Origin of the sequence: Bacillus sp. S4, assembly GCF_040838205.1 — a bacterium.
GTDB lineage: Bacteria > Bacillota > Bacilli > Bacillales > Bacillaceae_G > Bacillus_A > Bacillus_A cereus_U.
Window position 1 is genome coordinate 1 of record NZ_JBFPJI010000031.1, and the last position, 23,492, is coordinate 23,492.

The following is a 23,492-nucleotide window of genomic DNA, read 5'->3' on the forward strand; positions in this document are numbered from 1 at the left end:
ACCTCAAAATTCAGCTGGAGCAAAGAAGTTAGGTGGGAGATCAACTGCCCGTAAACGCCCGATTGGTGAAGGCTAATAATCAGTGGGGGATGAACAATCCCCCCACTGATTAAAGTTTCACTTTATATTTACTGGAAAACGGGAGAAAATAAGGCTTAAGTAGGCTTTATTTTCCGGCTGAATTTTATGAAAATATAATCATTTTCATTTTATCTATTTTTTGGGAGCTATAAGTTTAAAATATAGCTGAAAAGAAGTATTCTTAAAGGTAGATTAGTTTTTAACATTTGTAGGAGGGTTTATTCGTGAGCAATTTATTTACAGCAGTAAAAGAAAAAGTTCAAGGAAAAGGCATTTCTATCGTACTTCCTGAAGGAACTGATGAAAGAATTTTAGGCGCTGCAGAGCGTTTAGCAAAAGAAGAGTTAGTAAAACCAATTTTAGTTGGTAATAAAGAAGAAATTAGCGCAAAAGCTGCTAGCATGAACTTAACATTAGCAGGCGTTGATATTTACGATCCAGCTACATACGAAGAGATGGATGCAATGGTAGCATCTTTCGTTGAACGCCGTAAAGGTAAAGCAACGGAAGAAGACGCTCGTAAAATCCTTAAAGACGAAAACTACTTCGGTACAATGCTTGTATACATGGGCAAAGCACAAGGTTTAGTAAGTGGTGCAGCTCACTCTACAGCTGATACAGTTCGTCCAGCACTTCAAATTATTAAAACAAAACCAGGCGTTACAAAAACTTCAGGCGTATTCATCATGGTACGTGAAGAAGAGAAGTATGTATTCGCTGATTGCGCAATTAACATTGCACCAAACAGCCAAGATTTAGCTGAAATTGGTATCGAAAGTGCAAAAACGGCTGAACTATTCGGTATTGACCCACGCGTTGCTATGTTAAGCTTCTCTACAAAAGGTTCTGCGAAATCTCCAGAAACAGAAAAAGTTGTAGAAGCAACTCGCATTGCAAAAGAAATGGCTCCTGAATTAGCTTTAGATGGAGAATTCCAATTCGATGCTGCATTCGTACCATCTGTAGCTGAGAAGAAAGCTCCAGGTTCTACAATTAAAGGTGATGCTAACGTATTCGTATTCCCAAGCCTAGAAGCTGGTAATATCGGCTACAAAATCGCTCAACGCTTAGGTAACTTCGAAGCAGTAGGACCAATCTTACAAGGTTTAAACATGCCTGTAAATGATCTATCTCGTGGATGTAACGAAGAAGAAGTGTACAAGTTAGCTTTAATTACAGCAGCTCAAGCACTTTAATTCTATAATGAATTAATATGAAAAAAGACCACCCTATTTCTTTTGAAATGAGGGTGGTCTTTTTTATTTTTCTAAACCAAGTGCCTTATTATTACGGTCAATAATACGTTGTAAATTTGTCTCATATAAAGGAACTTCATCTACTGTGAGTTGAGATGGTGTTAACTTTGGAGCGAATTGTTGCAACGTTTTTAAAAGGCGCATCATTAAATCTTGCACTGTAATTGTTTCGCCAAGTAATTCAGATAGTGAAGCCATCGTACTCGGCACAATTTCAGGATACGTAAATCGTGTTTCTTCGCCTTGAATTGCTACGTTGTAAAAGTCACGAACGAGTGCGGCACGCTCAGATCCGCTTCCTGTCGCACATAAGTAAATTTGTACAGCAACGCCTCCGCGAATACGACGTTGAGAAATACCAGCAAATTTTTGATCGCGAATGCTCAAATCATAGCTACCAGGACAATAAGAACCAACAATTTCTTTTGCCTCGATAGTAACATCGTAATCTTTTAACATTTCCTTAATTAAATGCCACATCGTATCGTATCCAAGGTCGATGTCGATACCTTTTTCTGTTTCTTGGAATAAAAGTGATACGTTTAAAACACCTTCATCAAGTACGACCGCAAGTCCACCGGAATTACGAACGATAACATTAAAGTCGTTTTCTTTTAAAAAGGAAATACCTTCTTCTAAATGTGGTAGGCGTGAATCTTGAATGCCAAGAACAATTGTATTGTGATGAACCCAAGAGCGCATTGTTGCAACGGATAGACCATTTCCAATACTTGTGCATAACGTGTCATCCATTGCGAATGACTGCAGTGCATGGAATGTTGGTCCTAAACTAGACTGGTCGACAATACGCCACTCTGGCTGAGATAAAATCGAACGGGAATTGCTCATATAACTAACCCCTTATTTATAAAATGATAACCTCTATTATAGCAAAAAATGAAGAAAGGGGTTTTTTCGGATATAAAGGGGGATTTTGAAGTGAAAGAATAAAAAGGATGCATTGCATGCATCCTTTTTATTCTGCAATTTTTTCTAAGTTACCGTTTCGATCCATGCGGAAAGATGTTTGTGAGCGTTCCTCATCATCCATTACTGCTAATTTACGAGCACGGTTCATAATATTCATAAGTGTTTCGTAATCCTCTTGTACAGTATGAGATTGTTGTTCTAATTTTTCTAGTTTCCTTTCTAGTTCTTCATTTCGCAAGATTTGCGCTTTAATTTCTTGTTTCAATCTCGTATTCTCGTTTTCAAGAGCTGTTACTTTTATATTTGAAGATCCAACTGTTTGTAAAAAGTAAATAACATCTTGCATTGTTATTGAGCTTTTTGGAGCAGGGACAGTCGGCTTTTGATATGGAATAGCTTCTGTATATTGAACAGCTGTTTCATACGGTACGTGTTCTTCATAATCAGTTATCGCCTCTGAAGCTGGTGGTGTATAAAGCAAACGTTTTTTTGCCTGTTCACCGCCCGCAGCACGCATTTTATCTTTACGATGTTTTTTTGCTAGTTGAAGAGCTTGTTCATAGCTATAGCGAACAACAGCATTCCAGCGGAAACCACAAGCAGCAGATGTGCGATTTAACTGATCACCTACTTCTTCAAATGCATTTAACTGAGTACTTCCTTCTCGAACATGGCGAAGCACCGTTTCAGCAAGTAATAAATCGTCCTCGTCTGTCCAAGCATCTTGTCTTACTTTCATAGATTCAACTCCCTTTCTTTTTATGAACTTCCTATTTTTATAATGGGCAAAAAAATGAGCTTTTATACAAAGCTTTTAAAAATATGGTAGATTTCAATGAAGAGAAGAAATATGGCTATGAATGATGGAAGCTTTTGAAGGAGAAAATATAAAAAATAGGTAGCCTTATATAGGAATAGAGCTACGCCCGGAGACTTGCAACAAGCTTCAAAGAGCGGTAAAATACCATTTAGTGTTTATTTTTAAATGTACTTGTGAAAAGTTTAAAATAGAGGAAGTGTTATATATAATGGGAAACGAATTTCGTGTGTGTGATGATTGTCAGGCAACGAACGTTAAAACGTTGATTCCGAAGTTAAAAAAAGTAGATTCATGTGCAACGATTGAGGTTGCATGTCAGTCTTACTGTGGCCCTGGTCGTAAAAAATCATTCGCGTTTGTAAATAATCGTCCAGTTGCGGCTCCAACAGAAGACGAATTAATTGTAAAAATTGAAGCAAAGTTAAATAAATAAGAAAAAGAAGAGTGAACAGATTACTCTTCTTTTTTTATGTCCATAAGATAGCGCTTTGTATGAATTCGTATTTCAAAATAATGGTTGACAGTCTTTTGACGTGGTAGGTAGAATAGAAAGTGTCTGATTCTGAGAATCATTATCACGAAAAATGTCAATTCACCTAATTTTTTTATTATTATTTGAGAATAAATTTCATTTTATTAAATATATGTTGTTGGTTAGGATGGTTGAGGGATGGAAGCGAGCGCAAGGAGTATAGGACAGCAAGATGTGAATGTTAAAGAGATTAAGAGCAGACCGCTCGTTGCTTCTATTATTTTAATAGCAGGCACAATTTTGTTAGCTTTAAGCATGGCAGTTTCTATTTCGTTTGGTGCAGCAGATATTAGTTTAAAGACCGTTTGGCAAGCTGTATTTCAGTTTGATGGGTCTATAACGCATCATAACGTAATTCAAGAACTTCGTATGCCTAGAGCAATAGGGGGCGTAGTTGCAGGTGCCTTTTTAGCGGTATCAGGAGCAATTATGCAAGGTATGACACGAAATCCACTTGCATCCCCATCGTTAATGGGGATTACAGATGGTGCAGTATTCGGGATTGCAATTATGTATGCATTCTTCCCTAATTCACCTTATTTAATGTTCGTTATCGCATCTTTTATTGGAGCTGCGTTTGGAGCGAGCATTGTATATGGTATTGGGTCTTCTTCACCAGGTGGATTAACGCCTGTGAAATTAGCTTTAGCTGGTGCAGCAATTAGTGCTTTATTAGGGGCAATTTCATCTGGAATTGCATTGTATTTCAACCTTGCCCAAGAGGTAAGTATGTGGAATGCAGGCGGTGTTGCCGGAGTGAAATGGCAAAGTATTAATATGTTAGTACCGATTGGCCTTGTTTGTCTCGTCATAGCAATTATGATGTCGAGATATATTACAATTTTAAGCTTTGGTGAAGAAATTGCGATTGGACTTGGTCAAAATACGACATTAATTAAATTTATCGGAACAGTACTTGTTCTTGTATTAACGGGTTCTGCGGTTTCTATGGCAGGATCAGTTGGATTTGTTGGACTTGTAATTCCGCATATGACTCGTTTCCTTGTAGGCTCAGATTATAGATGGGTTATTCCATGTTCTGCAGTCTTAGGTGGATTGTTAATTGAATGTGCAGATATGTTATCTCGCGTTATTAATCCACCATTTGAAACGCCAATTGGAGCAATTACAGCGCTAATTGGGGTGCCATTCTTCCTCTACTTAGCACGTAACGAAGGGAGAGGAAAAATGTGAGGACGAGCGTCTTAACAAAAAAGAACGTTTCTATTTTAACGATTTTAGTAGGATTAATCGTTGCTATATTTTTAATAAGTTTAAATACAGGAACATTTAAAATACCTCCAATAGATGTATTAAAGTCATTGGTTGGATTAGGTGCAGAAGATCAATCTGTTATTTTATTTGAATTTCGTATGCCACGTATGGTTATAGCTATATTGGTTGGTTCTGCGTTAGCTATGTCAGGTGCAATTTTGCAAGGGTTATCACGAAACCCACTTGCTGATCCAGGTATTATAGGTATTAACGCCGGAGCGGGATTAACAGTTGTTGTATTCGTCTACTTTTTCTTTGGGAAAGTTGGAACTGGTACATTTTTATCTGTATTTATCCTTCCATTCTTCGCACTAGTAGGAGCGATATTAGCGGCGATTATTATTTATTTACTAGCATGGAAAGACGGTGTTTCATCCACTCGATTAATTCTTGTTGGTATCGCTGTTGCAGCCGGATTTGGTGCTGTTAGTTTAATTTTTTCTATGAAAATGACATCTAATGATTTCCGCTTTGCAACAATTTGGTTGGCAGGAAGTTTATGGGGAACAGATTGGAAGTTCGTATTAAGTGTACTCCCATGGATGGTTATTTTCTTGCCACTTGCCATTAGTAAAGCGCACATATTAAATGTAATGAATTTAGGCGACTCTACAGCAGTTGGCCTTGGTGTAAACGTAGAAAAGGAAAGACGTAAATTATTATTTATTGCAGTTTGTTTAGCTGGTGCATCCGTTGCTGTTGCGGGCGGAATCGGTTTTATCGGTTTAATGGCTCCGCATTTAGCGAGAAGCCTCGTTGGTGGTAAACATCAAATTATGTTACCAACGGCTGCATTAATAGGAACGTTCTTGCTTTTATTTGCAGATGTAATCTCAAGAAGTGTGTTACCAACTTCAGAAATACCGGTCGGTCTTGTTATTTCTGTAATTGGCGCACCATATTTCATATATTTACTTATGAGGACAAAATAAAGGGAGGCTTTTTGTATGGCAACTTTAGCAGTTGATGCGGTATCTGTTGGCTATAATGAAGGGTTAATTATAGATGGATTAACAGTTGAAATTCCGGAAGGGCAAATTACAACGATTATTGGACCAAATGGTTGTGGGAAATCTACATTATTAAAAACGGCTTCTCGTATTTTGAAAGCAAAACGAGGTACTGTTTATCTTGATGGAAAAGCAATTGAGAAACAGCCAACGAAAGAAATCGCAAAGAAAATGGCGATTTTACCACAAACTGCAGAAGTGCCAACAGGCCTTACTGTGTTTGAACTTGTTTCATATGGACGTTTTCCTCATCAAAAAGGATTTGGAACATTGAAAGAAGAGGATTATCGCTACATTCACTGGGCACTTGAAGTGACTGGGATGACAGAATTCGCAAATCGTCCAGCAGAAGCTTTATCAGGTGGTCAGCGTCAACGTGTATGGATTGCGATGGCTCTTGCACAAGGAACAGATTTACTCGTGTTAGATGAACCAACAACATACTTAGATATGGCTCATCAACTTGAAGTATTAAACTTACTGAAGAAGTTAAACAAAGAAGAAGGCAGAACGATTGTTATGGTTATTCATGATTTAAATCATGCTTCTCGTTTCTCTGATCATATGATTGCATTAAAAGCTGGGAAGTTAATGAAACAAGGAACGCCAGATGAGGTTATGACAAGTGAAACGCTTCGAAATGTATTTGAGATTGAAGCTCAAATCGTTCCATGTCCAGTAAACTGTAAACCAATTTGTTTAACATACGATTTAGCGATGATTAATAATCAATTGCGTAAAAAAGCATAATTAATAGAATGTCCCCCTCTTAAAGAGGTGAGAGGGGGAGTTCTAATGGACGTTGAACTTCTTACCCATGGATGGGAAGTTGAACGCCCGTTAGAACGGGCTATAAACAACAATTAATAAAAATATATTAATTAAATGTTGTTTTCGTTTCTTATAGTTACATGCAAATTATAAGAGAAATACAGCTAGAAGGAGTGGGAATATGAAGAATTTTAAAATGGCACTATTAGCAATGGTACTAGTTGTTACTTCTGTACTATTTGCAGCTTGTTCTAACAAAGAAGAAGAAAAGAAAGCAGATGCGAAGGATACGAAAACTGAAGAGCGCACTGTACAACACGCAAAAGGGGAAATTAAAATCCCTGCAAATCCAAAGAAAATTGCTGACCTTAGTGGTTCAACAGAAGAATTATTAATTTTCGGCATGAAACCGATTATTACTGCAAATACAACACAAGAAAAAATTGATGGACATATTGCAAAGAAATTAGAAGGTGTGAAACCAGTAGGTTCTGCTTGGGGCGATAAAATTAACATCGAGGCAGTAGCTGCTGCAAAACCAGACTTAATTCTTGTAAACAATCGTCAAGAAAAGATTTATGATCAATTATCTAAAATTGCACCAACAGTTATGTTAAAAACTCCATTAGACCAATGGCGTCCAAAATTCGAAGAAGTAGGTCAAATCTTCGGTAAAGAGAAAGAAACAAAAGAATGGTTCAAACAGTATGATGAAAAAGCAAGCAAATTACATGACAAAATCATCGCTAAAACTGGTGATGCAACATTCATGAAAATGGCTGCATATCCAAATGCTTTCCGCGTATACGGTGACTACGGTTACGGTAGCGTAATCTTTAATGACTTAAAATTACCAGCAGTTAAAGGTACACCAACTGATAAACCGCTAGTACAAGTACAAAAAGAAGCTTTAATCGATTACAACCCAGATTACTTATTCGTATTTACAACTGGTGACGGTTCTCAGCGTCTAAAAGAATTCCAAGAAGAATCAATTTGGAAAAACATGAACGCTGTTAAAAATAATCACGTATTCACAATTAGCAATGAAGACCTAAACAAAGGATACTTCCCACTAGGTAAAGAAATGATCCTAGACGAAGTTGCTGAATTTGTTTTAGGAAAATAATATATAAAGAAAAATCACTTTTACGTCGGTAAAAGTGATTTTTCTTTATATAACAGGAATTAATATAGTCTTTCATTTCTTTCTGTTTCCTATATCGTTTATAATATATAGTAAGAATGCAGTAAAGAAAGGGGGATGTCGGAAAGTGGTATATTTAAACGACAAACTCAGCGAAACAAAAGTGTTTAAAGACCCAGTACATAAATATGTGCACGTGCGTGATCGCGTTATTTGGGATTTAATCGGAACGAAAGAATTTCAACGCTTGCGCCGTATTAAGCAGCTTGGAACGACATTTTTTACATTTCACGGTGCAGAGCATAGTCGCTTTACTCATTCGTTAGGTGTATATGAAATTATTCGTCGTATGATTGATGATGTGTTTGATGGCAGACCAAATTGGAATGCTGAAGATAGATTGTTATGTTTATGTGCTTCATTACTTCATGATGTTGGTCACGGCCCATTTTCTCATTCGTTTGAAAAAGTATTTTCGTTAGATCATGAGAAATTTACGCAAAAGATTATCGTTGGTGATACGGAAATTAATCGTGTATTAAGCCGTGTGGATAAAGATTTCCCGCAAAAGGTAGCAGATGTAATTGCGAAAACATCTACTAATAAATTAGCGATTAGTATGATTTCAAGCCAAATTGATGCTGATCGTATGGATTATTTATTAAGAGATGCATATTTTACTGGTGTAAAGTATGGGAACTTTGATATGGAACGTATACTGCGTGTCATGCGCCCGTATGGTAATCAAGTTGTCATTAAAAATAGTGGTATGCATGCTGTAGAACATTATATTATGAGTCGTTATCAAATGTATTGGCAAGTATATTTCCATCCAGTAACACGTAGTGCAGAAGTAATTTTAACGAAGATTTTACACCGAGCTAAATCACTGCATGAGAAGTATTATGCGTTTAAATATCATCCTGTTCATTTCTATTCTTTATTTGAAGAAGAAGTAACAGTAGAGGATTATTTAAAGCTAGACGAGAACGTAATGTATTATTACTTCCAAGTATGGCAAGACGAAGAAGATCCAATTTTAAGTGACTTATGTCGCCGTTTTATGAATCGAAATCTATTTAAATATGTAGAGTTTACAGATAAACACGGTTTAGATAATTGGATGGAATTAAGTAGCTTATTTAAAAAGATTGGACTAGATCCAGAGTATTATTTAGTTGTTGATTCAACATCGGATTTACCGTATGACTTTTACCGCGCAGGAGAAGAAGAAGAGCGTCTGCCAATTTTACTTCTTATGCCGAACGGGGAACTTAGAGAGCTTTCGCGTGAATCGGATATTGTTGAGGCGATTACAGGTAAGAAGCGAACGGATCAAAAGCTATTCTATCCACATGATTTAATCTATGAAGATGGAAGAAAAGGAAAATATAAAGAGAGAATTATCGAGTTGTTAGAAGGAAAGAAATAAGAAGCAGCTAAGAGCTGCTTCTTATGAAAAAACTTGAAATTATTTGTCGCTTAAGCGTTTTCCGCCAACTGCATAATGGTTTTTAGACATTTCTTCGATGAAAACAACGATGTTTTCTTCAGGAGCACCAGTTGTTTCGCTTACTGCTGCTGTTACTTTCTCAGCAAGAGCTTTCTTTTGTTCTTCTGTGCGTCCTTCTAGCATTTTCACTGTTACGTATGGCATGTACAATCGCTCCTTTTATGTAAGTTACACTCTTATTATAGCGGATTATGAGGAAGAACAATCGGAAAAACAAATAATTTCTTTTTTGGACATATTGAAGAGGAGATGAACTATGGATCAGTTATTTAGATATCCGTTGCACCAAATTCCATTGGTAGCAATGGCGATTATTATTGCACTATCTGTGCATGAATTTGCACATGCGTATGTTGCATATAAATTTGGAGACGATACAGCAAAGAAACAAGGACGATTAACGTTATCACCGATGGCTCATTTAGATCCTATCGGGATGATTGCTGTATTAATTCTTGGATTCGGTTGGGCAAGACCAGTGCCTGTTAACCCGTATAACTTTAAAAGACCGCGTCTTGCGGGAATATTAGTTTCTATTGCGGGACCGATAAGTAATCTTATTTTAAGTGCAATTGGTTTAATTATTTGGTATAGCTTAATAACGTTTGGTGTGTTAGATGCGGTTCCACCTGCAGTAGCAGATACGTTAAGTCAGTTCTTCCAAATTTTCATTGGGCTTAATATTGTTTTACTTGTATTTAACTTATTACCGATTCCACCACTTGATGGGTATCGCGTTGTGGAAGATTTAGCACCAGCAAATATTCGTGCGAAAATGACACAGTATGAAAAGTATGGATCAATTGCGTTATTAATTCTTGTTATTACACCGCTTAGCAATTACACAATTCAGCCTATTTTCAATGTAGTTATTCCGTATGTATTAGTATTTTTACAAAGTATCATTGCGCCTATTTTCGGGCTCCTATAATTATTAAGTGAGGAGGAATTTACATATGACAGAGAAAAAGAAAAAAATCGGTTTTAATATCGTGAAGAATGACTCCACAGATGGACATGGTGGATTTGGTGTTGGGGCATTAAGCCTAGAAAATATTTCTCCTGTATTTGTTGATGTATTAGAGAAAACTGCGTTCGTTGATATCGGTGCGATGCATGCACGTAGTACGGTAGAAAAAGGAATTAAGTTTTTAACAAATAAAGATGAAGTTCCAAACGGAAAACCATTTTGGCTTGTTTGGGTAACGATTGAAAGAACACCAAACGGTGCATATTACGCAGGTGTAACTGCTTGTGAAATGACAGTTGATCGTGAAATTCGCCGCGGATATAAATCACTTCCAGAGCATGTAAACAAAATGGATAAATCACTAAAGCGTCACATCATGATTGATCATATGGATGAATCATCTAAAAAAGTACTTGGTACATTCTTAAAAGAGCATAATGAAGCAATTTGGAATGAATCTAGTGAAGAATTGCGACGTGCATTATTAGGTGAATAAAAGAAAAGGATGTCTCATTAGTCGATTTTTGACTAGTGAGGCATCCTTTTTATTTTGTGAATAGGACTATGGGATATGAAAATATATCAGCAATTCGACAAGAAATATCAATAGCCTTCTTTCTTACCACGGGAGATATTTTTTCCACCAACCCGTCTTTTTCTTTTCTTCACTAACCTTTTCGAATTCTTCCTTACCATCAACGTGATCCATACAGTACTCTGTTGGCTCTGTACCTTTTGCGAAATACATCTTCACAGAAATGGGACAATTTTTTGTCGCAATCTTACCGTTTTCAGGGTTAACGTCGACAGCAACAACATCTGTTGGTTGTTTGAACTCTTTTTTAGGCTGTCCATCTAATCCTTTTTCCATTGTATCGGTCCATATTTTTTTCGCGTATCCTTGTTCTGCTACATTTGAAATGGATTTAGGTTGATCGTATCCAATCCAAACCCCTGTTACAAGTTGCGGGGTAAATCCAATCATCCAACTATCAGTTTCTGTAGAGCCAGATTTCCCGGCATATGTTCTTGATAGTTTTGATAACATCGATTGACCGGTCACAGCGGCATAACTGCTTAGTTTTTTATTAAACATACCTGTCATCATTTCTTCCATCACAAAAGCTTTGCTTTTATCTAGAACTTGTTTACTTTCTAAATGAGCATCGTATAGCATATTTCCTTCATGATCAACGATGCGCCTTATAAAGATTGGTTTTACTTCTTTCCCGCCGTTTGCAAACATGCTATAAGCATTGACCATTTCAATTGGCTTTACAGGAGATGTGCCGAGAGCGAGAGACGGAACATCTTTTAATGCGCTAGCGATGCCGAATTGCTTCGCTGTTTTTGTAAGAATGTCTTCGCCTAAAAATAAATTCGTCTTCACAGCATATACGTTATCAGAAACAGCGAGTGCTTGTGCCATTGTCACAAAATCGTCTGCATAATAGTTTTTATAGTTTTTTGGTTTATACTTTGAAACACCGTCACCTAAAGTGAATACCGTGTATTCGCTTTTTAAGCGTGTGGCAGGGGTGAATCCTCGTTCTAAGGCTGCATAATATAGGAAAGGCTTGAATGTAGACCCGGGCTGACGAGCGGCTTGTGTAGCCCTGTTAAATTGACTCGTATTATAATCAGTTCCACCAACAAGGGCAGCCACTTCACCCGTTTTTGGATTCATAGAGACGAGGGCAGTTTGGATGTTTGTTGTTTCAGGTATATGATTTTTTACAGCTTGCTCTGCTACAGATTGTAATTTAGGGTCTAGTGTTGTATAAATACGCAAACCACCTCGCTGTAAGGCTTGCTCATCTAATCCGATATCACGAAGAAGGGAAGCTTGTACAGCATCTTGGAAATAAGGTGCAATTTCTGCAACTTTTTTCGTATCCAATGAGGCAAAAGTAAGTGTCTCTTTTTTTGCTGAGGCAGCTTGCTGTTTTGTAATATACCCTTGTTCTACCATTTCATTTAGTATGAGAGATTGACGCCCTTTAGCACGCTCTTCTTTTAAAAAGGGAGAGTAGAAACTGGGTCCTTTCGGAATGCCGGCGAGCATACTAGCTTCTGCTAATGTTAATTCTTTTGCAGTTTTATCGAAATACAGGCGGGAAGCAGCTTCAATTCCGTAAGCACCATGCCCGTAATAAATTGTATTTAAATACCCTTCTAAAATATGATTTTTATTATAGTTCACTTCAAGACGAACGGTATACATTGCTTCTAATAGTTTACGCTTCCACGTTTTATCATGATCTAAGTATAGGTTACGAGCATACTGTTGTGTGATAGTACTAGCACCTTGTACTTTTGCCATTGCTTTTAAATCGGCAACAATGGCACCAGCAATGCGCTTCATATCAAAGCCATGATGTTTGTAGAATCGTTGATCTTCAATAGATAGTGTCGCCCCTTTTACATAAGGAGAAATTTCATCGAGAGATACATTATAGCGTTTTTGCATTTCATTACTTTGTCCTATAACAGTGTCATCATTAGCGTAAAAGACACTCGTTTGCGGAACCGCAACAGGGGGAGGTCCCATAATTTTTGCGGCTACAATGATAATAAAAAAGGAAAAAACGAAAAAAAGAACACAAGAAAACATTACGGTGAAGAAAAGACGTTTATATTTTTTAAGTTTTGGATTCATAGTTTGATCCATCTTTTTCAGCCCCTCATTAATACAAGCATTATTGTATTAGTATTGAGGGTTTTCGTTTATTTTAAACAATGAAATTTCCAAAATAAAAAGAGCCCCTTCATTTAAGAAAGGAGCTCAAAAGCACGCGCTGGCCAATCGGTAATAATAACATCTACGCCATAATCAATCATAGTTTGTAAATCTTTATATTCATTAATGGTGTAAGGACGAAAAACGTATCCTTGCCCCTGTGCTAATTGGACAAACTCTTTCGTTAATAATTGAAAGTTTGGATGTAATCCAGTTGCCCCACGTTTTTTTGCTTCAGCAATAGGATCTGCAAGTGGTGTATCGTACAAAATCGCTCTTGGAATTTCTGGAGCAATTTCTGCTAATAATGAAACGGAATCGTGGTTAAATGATGAAAATGCAATTTGATTGGATAGATGATATTCACGAACGAGAGCGACGACCTTTTCTTCAATAGTTGGATAGTGAATAACATCTGTTTTTAATTCAATGTTAAGTTGTAAATTTGTTGTAGAGAGCCAAATAAATACTTCTCGTAACGTTGGGATTTTTGCCTCATGGAAAGAAGGGTCTTTATGGCTACCAGCATCTAAAACTTGTAATTCTTCTACAGTTTTCTCAGAAACAAGTCCCACGCCATTTGTTGTACGGTCCACTGTTTCATCATGAATAACAACTAGTTCACCATCTTTTGATAGATGAACATCAAGTTCAATTCCGTGAGCACCAATGCGTTCAGCCTCTTGGAAGGCAATCATCGTATTTTCTGGGTGTGTTCCTTTTACCCCGCGATGAGCGAAAATAAGTGGTTTATTCATTTGGAAATCTCCTTATCATCTCTTTTCTTTCATTATGAAACTGCTTTGAGAAAAATACAATTCATATGACAAACATTTACAAAAGTATAATAGTTGCACAATAGTTAACGTTAACGTAAAATGTAATAATCCGGTGAAGGGAGGAATACACATGTATAAAATTGATGAAGTAACAAAGCAAGTCGGTTTAACAAAGCGTACACTTCGTTATTATGAGGAAATTGGTTTAATTCATCCCCCAGAACGCAGTGAAGGGAATATTCGCCTGTATACAGACGAGGACATTGCAAGAATTAAAAGGATTGTGGAAGCGAAAGAAGTGCTAGGAATTACGCTTCAAGAAATGCAACATTTCTTATCGTTAAAAGAAAGAATGGAACAAAGAAGAAATAGTGAGAATCCGCGTGACCGTGAAGTGATTCAAGAAATTAAAGAGATGCTTGAAGAACAAGTGCAAACGTTAGACGAGAAAATGGAGCAAATGCATCGCGTGAAGGCAGAGCTAGAGGATAGTTTAAGCCGTGCAGTTACATTTTTAGAGAATACAAAAGGAGAGTAATCAAAATGGAGAGCAAACAAAAATTAGGGAGATTGATTACAGTGGTGGCTACCTTCCTTGCCTTTTCAGGTATAGGGGTAGTCGACCCAATTTTACCAAGTATTGCTGAACAAATTGGTGCATCGCATTGGCAAGTCGAGATGTTATTTACATCATATATTTTAACGATGGCAATTATGATGTTACCAGCTGGAATATTTGCATCAAGATTTGGTGATAAACGAATGATGACGATTGGTCTTGCGATTGTGACTGTATTTGCATTTATATGTGGTATATCGCAAACGATTGCTCAATTATCTCTTTTCCGCGCTGGGTGGGGATTAGGAAATGCGATGTTCTTCGCAACAGCGATGACATTATTAATTGCATTAAGTAAAGAAGTTCATGAAGCAGTAGGACTATATGAAGCAGCCATTGGTTTAGGGATGGCAGGTGGACCATTATTAGGCGGAATATTAGGTGGACATTCTTGGCGTTACCCATTTTTTGCGACGAGTATTTTAATTTCCTTAGCATTTATTTTAGTTTTCTTTTTTGTAAAAGAACCGGAGCGAAAAGTGAAGCGTAAAGCAGCAGGCATGGGGGAATTACTTAACTTGGTGAAGTATAAACCGTTTATGCAAGGTGCCATCTCAGGGATGTTATATTACTACGGATTTTTCGTTGTTTTAGCCTATTCACCACTTATTATGCACTTATCTGCTATTCAATTAGGATTTGTATTTTGTGGATGGGGATTAGCGCTAGCTTACGGATCAGCAATTTTAGCACATAAGCTAGAAGGTAAATATGAACCAAAAGCAATGTTAAAGGGTAGTTTACTCGTATTTGCGATGTTATTAATTGCACTATTCTTCGTAAAAATTATGTGGTTACAAATCGTGTTAATCGTTCTATCTGGATTAGCATCAGGATTAAACAATGCGTTATTTACAAGTTATGTAATGGATATTTCACCTTATGAAAGATCTGTTACATCAGGTGTTTATAACTTCGTTCGTTGGTTAGGAGGCGCGATTGCTCCAATTTTATCAGGAGTCATCGGTCATACAGTTTCGCCGCAAAGCCCGTTTTTAGTCGGTGGAATTGTTGTGTTAGTCGGTTGCGTTATGATCTTAATTCCAATTCGTAAACCGGTAGAAATAGAGACAAAAGCCCTTTCTTAAGAAAGGGTTTTCTTTCCTATTACAGAGCAAACCTTTTTCGCATATATGTTAGAACCCTCTGACTAAAATATATTTTCGGTATTTTTGTACTTTTAACTATACTTTTTGGATGTTTTGTTTTATTTTTGTTAGGGGACATTAATGATGTCCCTATTATAAATTTGCAGCGAAAGGCGTGATTGTACGATGGAACTATGGTTCACTGAAAAACAAACAAAGCATTTTGGAATTACGGCGCGTATTAACCGCACATTACATACGGAGCAAACAGAATTCCAAAAACTTGATATGGTTGAAACGGAAGAGTTCGGAAACATGCTTATTTTAGACGGCATGGTTATGACAACAGAAAAGGACGAGTTCGTTTATCATGAAATGGTAGCGCACGTACCTTTATTTACACATCCAAACCCTGAAAACGTATTAGTTGTTGGCGGAGGCGATGGTGGTGTTATTCGTGAAGTGTTAAAACACCCAAGCGTGAAGAAAGCAACTCTTGTTGAAATCGATGGAAAAGTAATTGAGTACTCTAAGCAGTACTTACCATCAATTGCAGGTGCATTAGATAATGAACGTGTAGAAGTAAAAGTAGGAGACGGTTTCCTACACATCGCAGAAAGCGAAAACGAATATGACGTAATTATGGTAGATTCTACTGAGCCAGTAGGCCCAGCAGTAAACTTATTTACAAAAGGCTTCTACGCTGGAATTTCAAAAGCGTTAAAAGAAGATGGTATTTTCGTTGCCCAAACGGACAACCCTTGGTTTACACCAGAACTAATTACAACTGTATTTAAAGACGTAAAAGAGATTTTCCCAATTACTCGTCTATACACAGCAAACATTCCGACGTATCCAAGTGGACTTTGGACGTTCACGATCGGATCTAAAAAACATGATCCATTAGAAGTAAGTGAAGAGCGTTTCCACGAAATCGAAACGAAATATTACACAAAAGAATTACACAATGCAGCATTCGCACTACCGAAATTTGTTGGCGATTTAATTAAGTAAGAGCGTTAAATTGAAATAAATAAAGTGTAAGTAACTCATTTAAGGTGTTTGTCTAGAAGGCTTGAACATGCTAGTTACTTACACTGCTACAAATGAAGTAGTCTTCTTGTAAGAAAAAGAAGGCACAGGTAAATCGAGAAAGAGGAGTTATAGGCTCCAAATTTGAGAAATAATGAAAGGTTGGGATACCTTAAGTTCCACACAAGGAGGAAAAGAGTATGCGTTTTGATGAAGCTTATTCAGGTAAAGTATTTATAAAAAGTCATCCAAGTTTTGAAGAGTCAAAGGCGGTTATTTATGGGATGCCTATGGATTGGACAGTAAGTTTTCGTCCAGGATCTCGCTTTGGCCCTGCACGTATTCGTGAAGTATCAATCGGTCTTGAAGAATATAGTCCGTATTTAGATCGTGAACTAGAAGAGGTAAAGTACTTTGATGCGGGTGATATTCCATTACCATTTGGGAACCCACAGCGCAGCATAGACATGATTGAAGAATATGTAGCAAAACTATTAGATGCCGGTAAGTTTCCACTAGGTCTCGGCGGAGAGCACTTAGTGTCTTGGCCAATTTTTAAGGCAATGGCAAAAAAATATCCGGATTTAGCAATCATCCATATGGATGCTCATACTGACTTACGTGAGTCATATGAGGGAGAGCCTTTATCCCACTCTACACCAATTCGTAAAGTGTGCGATTTAATTGGTCCGGAAAACGTATATTCTTTCGGTATTCGTTCTGGAATGAAGGAAGAATTCGAATGGGCAAAAGAAGTAGGTATGAACTTATATAAATTTGACGTATTAGAACCGTTAAAAGAAGTATTACCGAAACTTGCAGGACGCCCAGTCTATGTCACAATTGACATCGACGTATTAGACCCAGCTCACGCTCCTGGAACAGGAACATTAGAAGCTGGAGGTATCACATCTAAAGAACTATTAGAGTCCATCGTAGCAATTGCAAATTCAAATATAAAAGTAGTCGGAGCAGACTTAGTAGAAGTAGCTCCAGTCTACGATCATAGTGATCAAACACCAATCGCAGCAAGTAAATTCGTGCGGGAAATGCTGCTCGGTTGGGTGAAATAAAAGTGAAGCCGACTGTTTAGACCCGGTGACTAAGGTTCTTTCCTACAAAAGGTGCTTTTTACCTTTTGGCAGGGAAGGTCCTTAGACGCAAGGGTCTAGAAGGCGTAACTGGATAAAATAAAAGCGGAAGCGGCTTGCTCAGAATCGCAGGAGATTCTAGCCGTTGTAGCTGGATAGAGTAAAGGCCTCCTAGATGACTAGGAGGCCTTTACTTTTGTCGTTATGTGTCGGTAAGTCGATATATTTAAAAAATCGCTGATATAATTCAAGTTGCGGTCGATATATTCGAAAAATCGCTGATATAATTTCACTTACCGTCACGAGACATCAAAAAAACTATTCTCAAACGATGAGAATAGCTCTTTTTCTTATGCAACTTTCTCTTCCGAAGTAATGCCGCGAATTTCATCAGCAGAACGGATTGGATATTTGCGGAACACAATCGAACCGACGTATCCAACAATTGTGGTAACGATTCCGCATAATACGGCAGCAATCGTTACTTTTATTACATCATTAAATCCGAACAAGACGAGAAGTCCTGGAATTGGTGATGCTGTCCCTGGTGCATTATTAACGAGCTGGAATAGCGACGTAATAATACCGGCAAGCGCACCGCCAACAAAGTTTGTCATATAGATAGGAATTGGGTTTGCTGAGACAACATCGGCTTGTGTTAACGGCTCGATTGCCACAGCGATTGTATCTTTCTTTGAACAAATTTTTAGTCGTTTAAAGAAAATAAAGTTCATTGGGGCAGAAGCTGCTACGGCAAGACTACCAATTGCCATTGGTAAACCTGTTAATCCAAGCATTGCAGTTAGTGCCATAGAACTTAATGGAGATGTAGAAATAACTGTGATTAATCCACCAAGCATAATACCCATAATGATAGGACTTTCTGTAGTTGCAACTGAAATCATAGAACCGATTTTACCGAGTGTTGCGTTAACGAGTGGATCCATAAGCATAGCCATTCCACGTGAAATTGGTGCGGCAATAAATAGAATTGCTAAAAATTCTACACCAGCTGGTAATTTCTTTTCGAGAAATTTCACGACGAAAGCACAAACATATCCAGCGAAAAATCCTGGTAAAATACCGAATCCACTAGTAGCTATACCGATTAAAACAGCGTATACGGGTGAAACACCGATTGCTAATGCTACTAAAATCGCCGCTGCGACACCGCTCATACTACCAGAAGCTTCTCCTACTGATTGTAAAAAGTCATTATGAAACATTTCTCCACCGATATAACGGTGAAATGCCTCAATAAGAAAACTCGCGATTGCTGCATTAGCTAAAGCACCCATTGCTTTCATTCCGTAAGGAGCACGGTAACTAAAAAGTGTAAATAGACAGAGTACAACAAGTAATAGTGCTAAACCTTGCAAGATAGCCATTTGAAAACTGTCTCCTTTGATTTTTGTAATAAAAATTCGTATCATTCAATAATAATATAAAAGTTTGTTAAACGGAAAAACTTTTTGCCCGGAAATTGCTGTAAGGTGAAAAATCCTTACAATAATGTAAGGGAAGTGTAAGACATTTCGATGGAGTATAGTATGCTTTTTTTCGTATAATACAGGTATAGACATACGGTTAGTGAGAAAGAAGTGCAAACAGGAGGCGCATTTATGAAATTGGTCATTAAAGTTTTAGCTGTGTTCGCCATTATTTTAGGGGGAACAGCATATTATTTAAACACAAAAACAGAAGGGGTACATGCTTTTGTAGACAACTTCTTTTCAAATAAAGAAATACAAGATTATTATGCAGTTATAGATAAAGGTGAGAAAAAAGACGATGAATATTTGTATACATTTAAAGGGTATACGGAAGACGGAAAGCTACAAATTATTAAAAGAATAGTGAACCGTGAATTGCATACAGGTGATTTTATAAAAATTTATGCAAAGGGTATGCAAGGAAAAGGATGGGCTGAAATCCCGAAAGAATCAATCCCGCAAAAGGCATTACAAAAAATAGAAAAAGTTTAAAAGGAGCGAACAAATCGCTCCTTTTTTAATTCGTTAAAATTGTAATAGATGTGCTCTTTGTATTAGAAGTGATTGTTGCTCTTCCGCCAATGGGAAAAGTGAAAATAGGAGTTGTATGCCCAAAACTAGCATTTGCAATGATAGGTATATGTTTAAGTTCTACCTTTGAAGCAATCATTTCTTGAATGTCTGCTATCGCACATTCTGCTCCTTTTTGCATTCTTCCTATAACAATGCCTTTTACATGTTCAAAGTCGGGTTGCTGCATAAGAGAATGTAAATATCGATCAAAAGTTTTAAGGGTAGCTTTTTCTGTTAAACTATCCTCTTCAAGAAATAAAATTTTGTCCTGTAAGTTAGGCATATATGGCGTACCTTGTAGTAAATTAAATGTGCTCATATTACCACCAATAATATCTCCTGTAGTTTCTCCTTCTTGAATTGAAACATATCCTTCATTTTTAATAAATTCTCGATTTTCCTGATCAATATACCAAGAATCATCGCTCCATGTTTCAGCCGGCAATATTTCAATAGGCTCATTAGAAGTTAAGCATTTTAAAAAGTAATCGGTCGTATAATCGAGGCCTTTCTCCATTCCAAATGAAGAGAAGTGAGGACCTGAATATGTAACTAAGCCTGTTTTAGCATAAATCGCGTTAGTTAAAGCGGTAATATCAGAATAACCGCAGAAAAACTTCGGATTTTCTCGAATTAAATCATAATCGAGATGTTTCAATAAACCGTTAGAGTTGTATCCGCCAAGTGTCGTCAAAATTGCTTTTACATTAGGATCTCTAAATGCTTCATGAAGATCTTGAACTCGTGAAGCAATAGAGGATGAAGAAAAGCGATCTATTTCTTCAGCATTTTTTGAGAATGTAACGTGAAAGCCCATATCGGTTAATCTTTTTGTGGCAAGCTCTCGGTTCGTATTTGAGACAATACTTAAACTACAAGATGGTGAAATAACCCTTATTTCATCACCTTTTTTTAATTTTGTTGGTATCACCAAATTCACCCCTTTAAAGTGAAAGAATATTTAGATTTAAAAAACATTTTAACATATGAAATAAAGTGAAGGTGAATTATTTTTTGAAAAGGAGTTTTCCTGATTTTTCAGCAGACAGACAGAGTCTTTTTTTGATATGATAGGAAAAGTGATTTATTATAAGTAGTATTTAATATCTATAACATTTGAAGGGTGTGCAAGACGTGAAGAAACAACTTGCAGGCTTGCCGGTACACGTTCATTTCGTAACAGAAATCCGTGAAGGGGCGAGGAAGGAAACCGTTGCTTTTGAAGCAAATGGTCAATACTATGTAAAAGGTCAAGGTACATATATAACATTCCAAGAGTCGAACGAACAAGGCGAAGTGAAAACAATTATTAAAATTCAAGATGAACAAGTTCTCATTATGCGTTCAGGTGCTATTTCTATGCGTCAGACGCATGTGAAAGGTGAATGGACAACTGGTACGTATACGAGTGAGCTTGGTACATTTGCATTGCAAACGAAAACCGATAACGTTCTTTTTAAATGGTCGGATGAAAAGAAAAAAGGACAACTCTTCTTAACGTACGCATTGCTTCTAAGTGAACAAGAGGCTGGCAGATATACAATTACAATTAATTTGAAGGAGGCAAAGTAATGAATTCTTTAGAACAAGTAAAAGAATTGATTAAAGAAGAAATTCAAGCTGCTGTATTAAAGGCAGAATTAGCGACAGAAGAACAAATTCCAAACGTTGTATTAGAATCGCCAAAAGATAAAACAAATGGTGACTTCTCTACAAATATGGCAATGCAACTTGCACGCGTTGCGAAAAAAGCACCTCGTATGATTGCAGAAGAATTAGTTGCAAACTTCGATAAAGCAAAAGCTTCTATTGAAAAGATTGAAATCGCTGGTCCTGGTTTTATTAACTTCTACATGGATAATAGCTACTTAACAGACTTAATCCCAACAATCGTTAACGCTGGTGAAGCATACGGTGAAACGAATACTGGTAAAGGTGAAAAAGTACAAATTGAGTTCGTATCTGCGAATCCAACAGGCGATCTTCACTTAGGACATGCACGTGGTGCGGCAGTAGGGGACACTTTATGTAACGTATTAGCAAAAGCAGGATACGATGTATCTCGTGAGTACTACATTAATGATGCTGGTAACCAAATTCATAACTTAGCTCTTTCTGTTGAAGCTCGTTACATGCAAGCTTTAGGTTTAGAGAAAGAAATGCCAGAAGACGGTTACCATGGTGCGGACATCATTGGAATCGGTAAACGTTTAGCTGAAGAGTTTGGCGATCGTTATGCAAAAGCTGATGCAGAGGAAAGCTATGAATTCTATCGTTCATACGGTTTAAAATATGAGTTAGCAAAACTTCAAAAAGACTTAGCAAGCTTCCGTGTTAACTTCGATGTATGGTTCTCAGAAACATCATTATACAAAAACGGAAAAATTGATCAGGCTCTTGCTGTATTAAAAGAGCGTGACGAAATCTTTGAAGAAGGCGGAGCAACTTGGTTCCGTTCAATGACTTACGGTGACGACAAAAACCGTGTATTAATTAAAAATGACGGTTCTTACACATACTTAACGCCAGATATCGCTTACCACCGTGATAAATTAGAGCGTGGTTTCGATAAGCTAATCAACATTTGGGGTGCTGACCACCACGGTTACATTCCTCGTATGAAAGCTGCTATTCAAGCGCTAGGTTACGATAAAGAAACACTTGAAGTAGAAATCATCCAAATGGTACAACTGTACCAAAATGGTGAAAAAATGAAAATGAGTAAGCGTACAGGTAAAGCAGTTACACTTCGTGAGCTTATGGAAGAAGTAGGCGTGGACGCAATGCGTTACTTCTTCGCAATGCGTAGCGGTGATTCTCATTTAGACTTCGATATGGACTTAGCTGTATCAAAATCTAATGAAAACCCAGTATACTATGCACAATATGCTCATGCTCGTGTATGCAGTATCCTTCGTCAAGGTGAAGAGTTAGGATTAGCTACAGGCGGAGACGTGAATTACAAACTTGTTACTTCTGAGAAAGAAGTAGAGTTACTGAAAAAACTTGGTGAATTCCCAGCTGTAGTTGCGGATGCAGCGCAAAAACGTCTGCCACACCGCATTACAAGCTATGCATTTGAATTAGCTGCAGCATTACACAGCTTCTACAATGCAGAAAAAGTATTAAACCAAGATAACTTAGAATTAAGTAAAGCTCGTTACGAATTAATGAAAGCAGTACGCACTACACTTCAAAATGCATTAGCAATCGTAGGAGTATCTGCACCAGAAAAAATGTAGTAGACAAAAGAAAAGATACTTATTTTTGTTTAGAAGTGATATACAAGTTGATATAAAGACATCTAATCAGTCTATAGACTGATTAGATGTCAAAGAAAGAAGATCAACGAAAAGACGTATGGGGGAGAACCTCACGTACGTCTTGATGAGGGGAAACTGACACAGAAAAAGAGATGGCAGAGCTGTCTCTTTTTCTGTGTCAGTTTTCTAATATAAATACATGTGACAAAGATATGTTATGGTGATGAAGTGAAAATAGTAAAATACCAATTAACTATTGATTTTTAGGGACGATTCTAGAATAATAGACTGTTGGGGGTAAGATTATCAAAAAATCCATATATGTATTATTAGTTGGTGGAATGTTACTAGGAAATGGTGTGATTGTTGTAAAAAACATTGTTACAGCTATGCCAAATACTAAAATAAAAATTCATCTAACCAAGTATCTAACCAATTAGTAATTAATCTTGAAAACTTCCAGCTTAGTCAAGAAACTAGGGGGGTATGTTTAAGATAGTACATATAGT

General features: G+C 37.2%; 23 protein-coding genes. 16 read left to right on the forward strand and 7 right to left on the reverse strand.

What is annotated here, in order from left to right; genetic code table 11:
- The first annotated feature begins 305 nt into the window (after positions 1–305).
- Complete coding sequence (gene pta / locus AB3X48_RS06425; RefSeq protein WP_002113123.1) at positions 306–1,277, forward strand: phosphate acetyltransferase; 972 nt, start codon at positions 306–308, stop codon at positions 1,275–1,277.
- Positions 1,278–1,340: 63 nt separating this feature from the next.
- Here pta and lipL read toward each other — a convergent pair whose 3' ends face one another.
- Together lipL and AB3X48_RS06435 are read right to left on the reverse strand one after the other, a co-directional pair.
- Complete coding sequence (gene lipL / locus AB3X48_RS06430; RefSeq protein ID WP_016106748.1) at positions 1,341–2,186, reverse strand: octanoyl-[GcvH]:protein N-octanoyltransferase; 846 nt, start codon at positions 2,184–2,186, stop codon at positions 1,341–1,343.
- 127 nt (positions 2,187–2,313) lie between these two features.
- On the reverse strand, positions 2,314–3,006 hold the full coding sequence (locus tag AB3X48_RS06435) for an RsfA family transcriptional regulator (RefSeq protein WP_016106747.1): 693 nt from the start codon (positions 3,004–3,006) through the stop codon (positions 2,314–2,316).
- A 289-nt stretch (positions 3,007–3,295) separates the two neighbouring features.
- Here AB3X48_RS06435 and AB3X48_RS06440 point away from each other — a divergent pair, with 289 nt between their 5' ends.
- The 6 genes from AB3X48_RS06440 to AB3X48_RS06465 all read left to right on the forward strand — a co-directional run bounded on the left by AB3X48_RS06440 (position 3,296) and on the right by AB3X48_RS06465 (position 9,254).
- Positions 3,296–3,520 carry a YuzB family protein gene (locus AB3X48_RS06440; protein WP_000526075.1) on the forward strand — a complete coding sequence of 75 codons (225 nt, stop codon included), beginning with the start codon at positions 3,296–3,298 and terminating at the stop codon, positions 3,518–3,520.
- 237 nt (positions 3,521–3,757) lie between these two features.
- A complete protein-coding gene (locus AB3X48_RS06445) occupies positions 3,758–4,813 on the forward strand; it encodes a FecCD family ABC transporter permease (RefSeq protein WP_016106746.1) in 1,056 nt (351 codons plus the stop codon).
- The gene (locus AB3X48_RS06450; protein ID WP_002159735.1) at positions 4,810–5,826 is read left to right on the forward strand and encodes a FecCD family ABC transporter permease; all 1,017 of its coding nucleotides are present in this window, start codon (positions 4,810–4,812) and stop codon (positions 5,824–5,826) included. The genes AB3X48_RS06445 and AB3X48_RS06450 overlap by 4 nt, the downstream gene beginning before the upstream one ends.
- 15 nt (positions 5,827–5,841) lie before the next feature.
- Positions 5,842–6,654 carry an ABC transporter ATP-binding protein gene (locus AB3X48_RS06455; RefSeq protein WP_000212073.1) on the forward strand — a complete coding sequence of 271 codons (813 nt, stop codon included), beginning with the start codon at positions 5,842–5,844 and terminating at the stop codon, positions 6,652–6,654.
- Positions 6,655–6,856: 202 nt separating this feature from the next.
- Positions 6,857–7,804 carry an ABC transporter substrate-binding protein gene (locus tag AB3X48_RS06460; protein ID WP_016106745.1) on the forward strand — a complete coding sequence of 316 codons (948 nt, stop codon included), beginning with the start codon at positions 6,857–6,859 and terminating at the stop codon, positions 7,802–7,804.
- 145 nt (positions 7,805–7,949) lie between these two features.
- Entirely contained in the window at positions 7,950–9,254 is a 1,305-nt protein-coding gene (locus AB3X48_RS06465; protein ID WP_002113111.1) for an HD domain-containing protein, read from the forward strand.
- A gap of 39 nt (positions 9,255–9,293) precedes the next feature.
- On the opposite strand, the gene thmT is transcribed toward AB3X48_RS06465, so the two are convergent.
- Complete coding sequence (thmT, locus tag AB3X48_RS06470) at positions 9,294–9,479, reverse strand: 2-hydroxymuconate tautomerase (protein ID WP_001147171.1); 186 nt, start codon at positions 9,477–9,479, stop codon at positions 9,294–9,296.
- A 112-nt stretch (positions 9,480–9,591) separates the two neighbouring features.
- On the opposite strand from thmT, the gene AB3X48_RS06475 reads away from it, so the two are divergent.
- Positions 9,592–10,266: a site-2 protease family protein gene (locus AB3X48_RS06475; RefSeq protein ID WP_002113109.1), complete on the forward strand. Its 675-nt coding sequence runs from the start codon at positions 9,592–9,594 to the stop codon at positions 10,264–10,266.
- Positions 10,267–10,291: 25 nt separating this feature from the next.
- Positions 10,292–10,801 (forward strand): YwhD family protein, encoded by a 510-nt coding sequence (locus AB3X48_RS06480; RefSeq protein WP_002113108.1) that lies wholly within the window; start codon positions 10,292–10,294, stop codon positions 10,799–10,801.
- A gap of 123 nt (positions 10,802–10,924) precedes the next feature.
- Here AB3X48_RS06480 and AB3X48_RS06485 read toward each other — a convergent pair whose 3' ends face one another.
- Together AB3X48_RS06485 and AB3X48_RS06490 are read right to left on the reverse strand one after the other, a co-directional pair.
- Positions 10,925–12,976 (reverse strand): transglycosylase domain-containing protein, encoded by a 2,052-nt coding sequence (locus AB3X48_RS06485; protein ID WP_002113107.1) that lies wholly within the window; start codon positions 12,974–12,976, stop codon positions 10,925–10,927.
- Between the two features lie 101 nt (positions 12,977–13,077).
- Positions 13,078–13,803: a glycerophosphodiester phosphodiesterase gene (locus tag AB3X48_RS06490; RefSeq protein ID WP_016106744.1), complete on the reverse strand. Its 726-nt coding sequence runs from the start codon at positions 13,801–13,803 to the stop codon at positions 13,078–13,080.
- 151 nt (positions 13,804–13,954) lie between these two features.
- Here AB3X48_RS06490 and AB3X48_RS06495 point away from each other — a divergent pair, with 151 nt between their 5' ends.
- From AB3X48_RS06495 to speB, 4 genes are all read left to right on the forward strand, one after another.
- Positions 13,955–14,362: a MerR family transcriptional regulator gene (locus AB3X48_RS06495; RefSeq protein ID WP_002159740.1), complete on the forward strand. Its 408-nt coding sequence runs from the start codon at positions 13,955–13,957 to the stop codon at positions 14,360–14,362.
- A gap of 5 nt (positions 14,363–14,367) precedes the next feature.
- Positions 14,368–15,531, forward strand: a complete 1,164-nt coding sequence (locus tag AB3X48_RS06500; RefSeq protein ID WP_367959100.1) for an MFS transporter — start codon at positions 14,368–14,370, stop codon at positions 15,529–15,531.
- A gap of 186 nt (positions 15,532–15,717) precedes the next feature.
- Positions 15,718–16,545, forward strand: coding sequence for a polyamine aminopropyltransferase (gene speE, locus AB3X48_RS06505; RefSeq protein WP_000424696.1), 828 nt, complete (start codon positions 15,718–15,720; stop codon positions 16,543–16,545).
- 218 nt (positions 16,546–16,763) lie between these two features.
- Positions 16,764–17,636 (forward strand): agmatinase, encoded by an 873-nt coding sequence (gene speB / locus AB3X48_RS06510; protein WP_016106742.1) that lies wholly within the window; start codon positions 16,764–16,766, stop codon positions 17,634–17,636.
- 368 nt (positions 17,637–18,004) lie between these two features.
- Here the strand turns inward: speB and AB3X48_RS06515 are convergent, their stop codons facing one another.
- A complete protein-coding gene (locus tag AB3X48_RS06515; protein ID WP_002034865.1) occupies positions 18,005–19,042 on the reverse strand; it encodes a PTS sugar transporter subunit IIC in 1,038 nt (345 codons plus the stop codon).
- Positions 19,043–19,276: 234 nt separating this feature from the next.
- On the opposite strand from AB3X48_RS06515, the gene AB3X48_RS06520 reads away from it, so the two are divergent.
- Positions 19,277–19,639 carry a YxeA family protein gene (locus tag AB3X48_RS06520; protein WP_002113100.1) on the forward strand — a complete coding sequence of 121 codons (363 nt, stop codon included), beginning with the start codon at positions 19,277–19,279 and terminating at the stop codon, positions 19,637–19,639.
- Between the two features lie 25 nt (positions 19,640–19,664).
- On the opposite strand, the gene AB3X48_RS06525 is transcribed toward AB3X48_RS06520, so the two are convergent.
- Entirely contained in the window at positions 19,665–20,651 is a 987-nt protein-coding gene (locus AB3X48_RS06525; protein ID WP_016106741.1) for a S66 family peptidase, read from the reverse strand.
- 203 nt (positions 20,652–20,854) lie between these two features.
- Between AB3X48_RS06525 and AB3X48_RS06530 the strand changes: the two genes are divergently transcribed.
- Both AB3X48_RS06530 and argS read left to right on the forward strand, forming a co-directional pair.
- A complete protein-coding gene (locus tag AB3X48_RS06530; RefSeq protein WP_016106740.1) occupies positions 20,855–21,292 on the forward strand; it encodes a YwiB family protein in 438 nt (145 codons plus the stop codon).
- Positions 21,292–22,962 carry an arginine--tRNA ligase gene (gene argS / locus AB3X48_RS06535; RefSeq protein ID WP_088099735.1) on the forward strand — a complete coding sequence of 557 codons (1,671 nt, stop codon included), beginning with the start codon at positions 21,292–21,294 and terminating at the stop codon, positions 22,960–22,962. The genes AB3X48_RS06530 and argS overlap by 1 nt, the downstream gene beginning before the upstream one ends.
- The last annotated feature ends 530 nt before the right edge of the window (positions 22,963–23,492 follow it).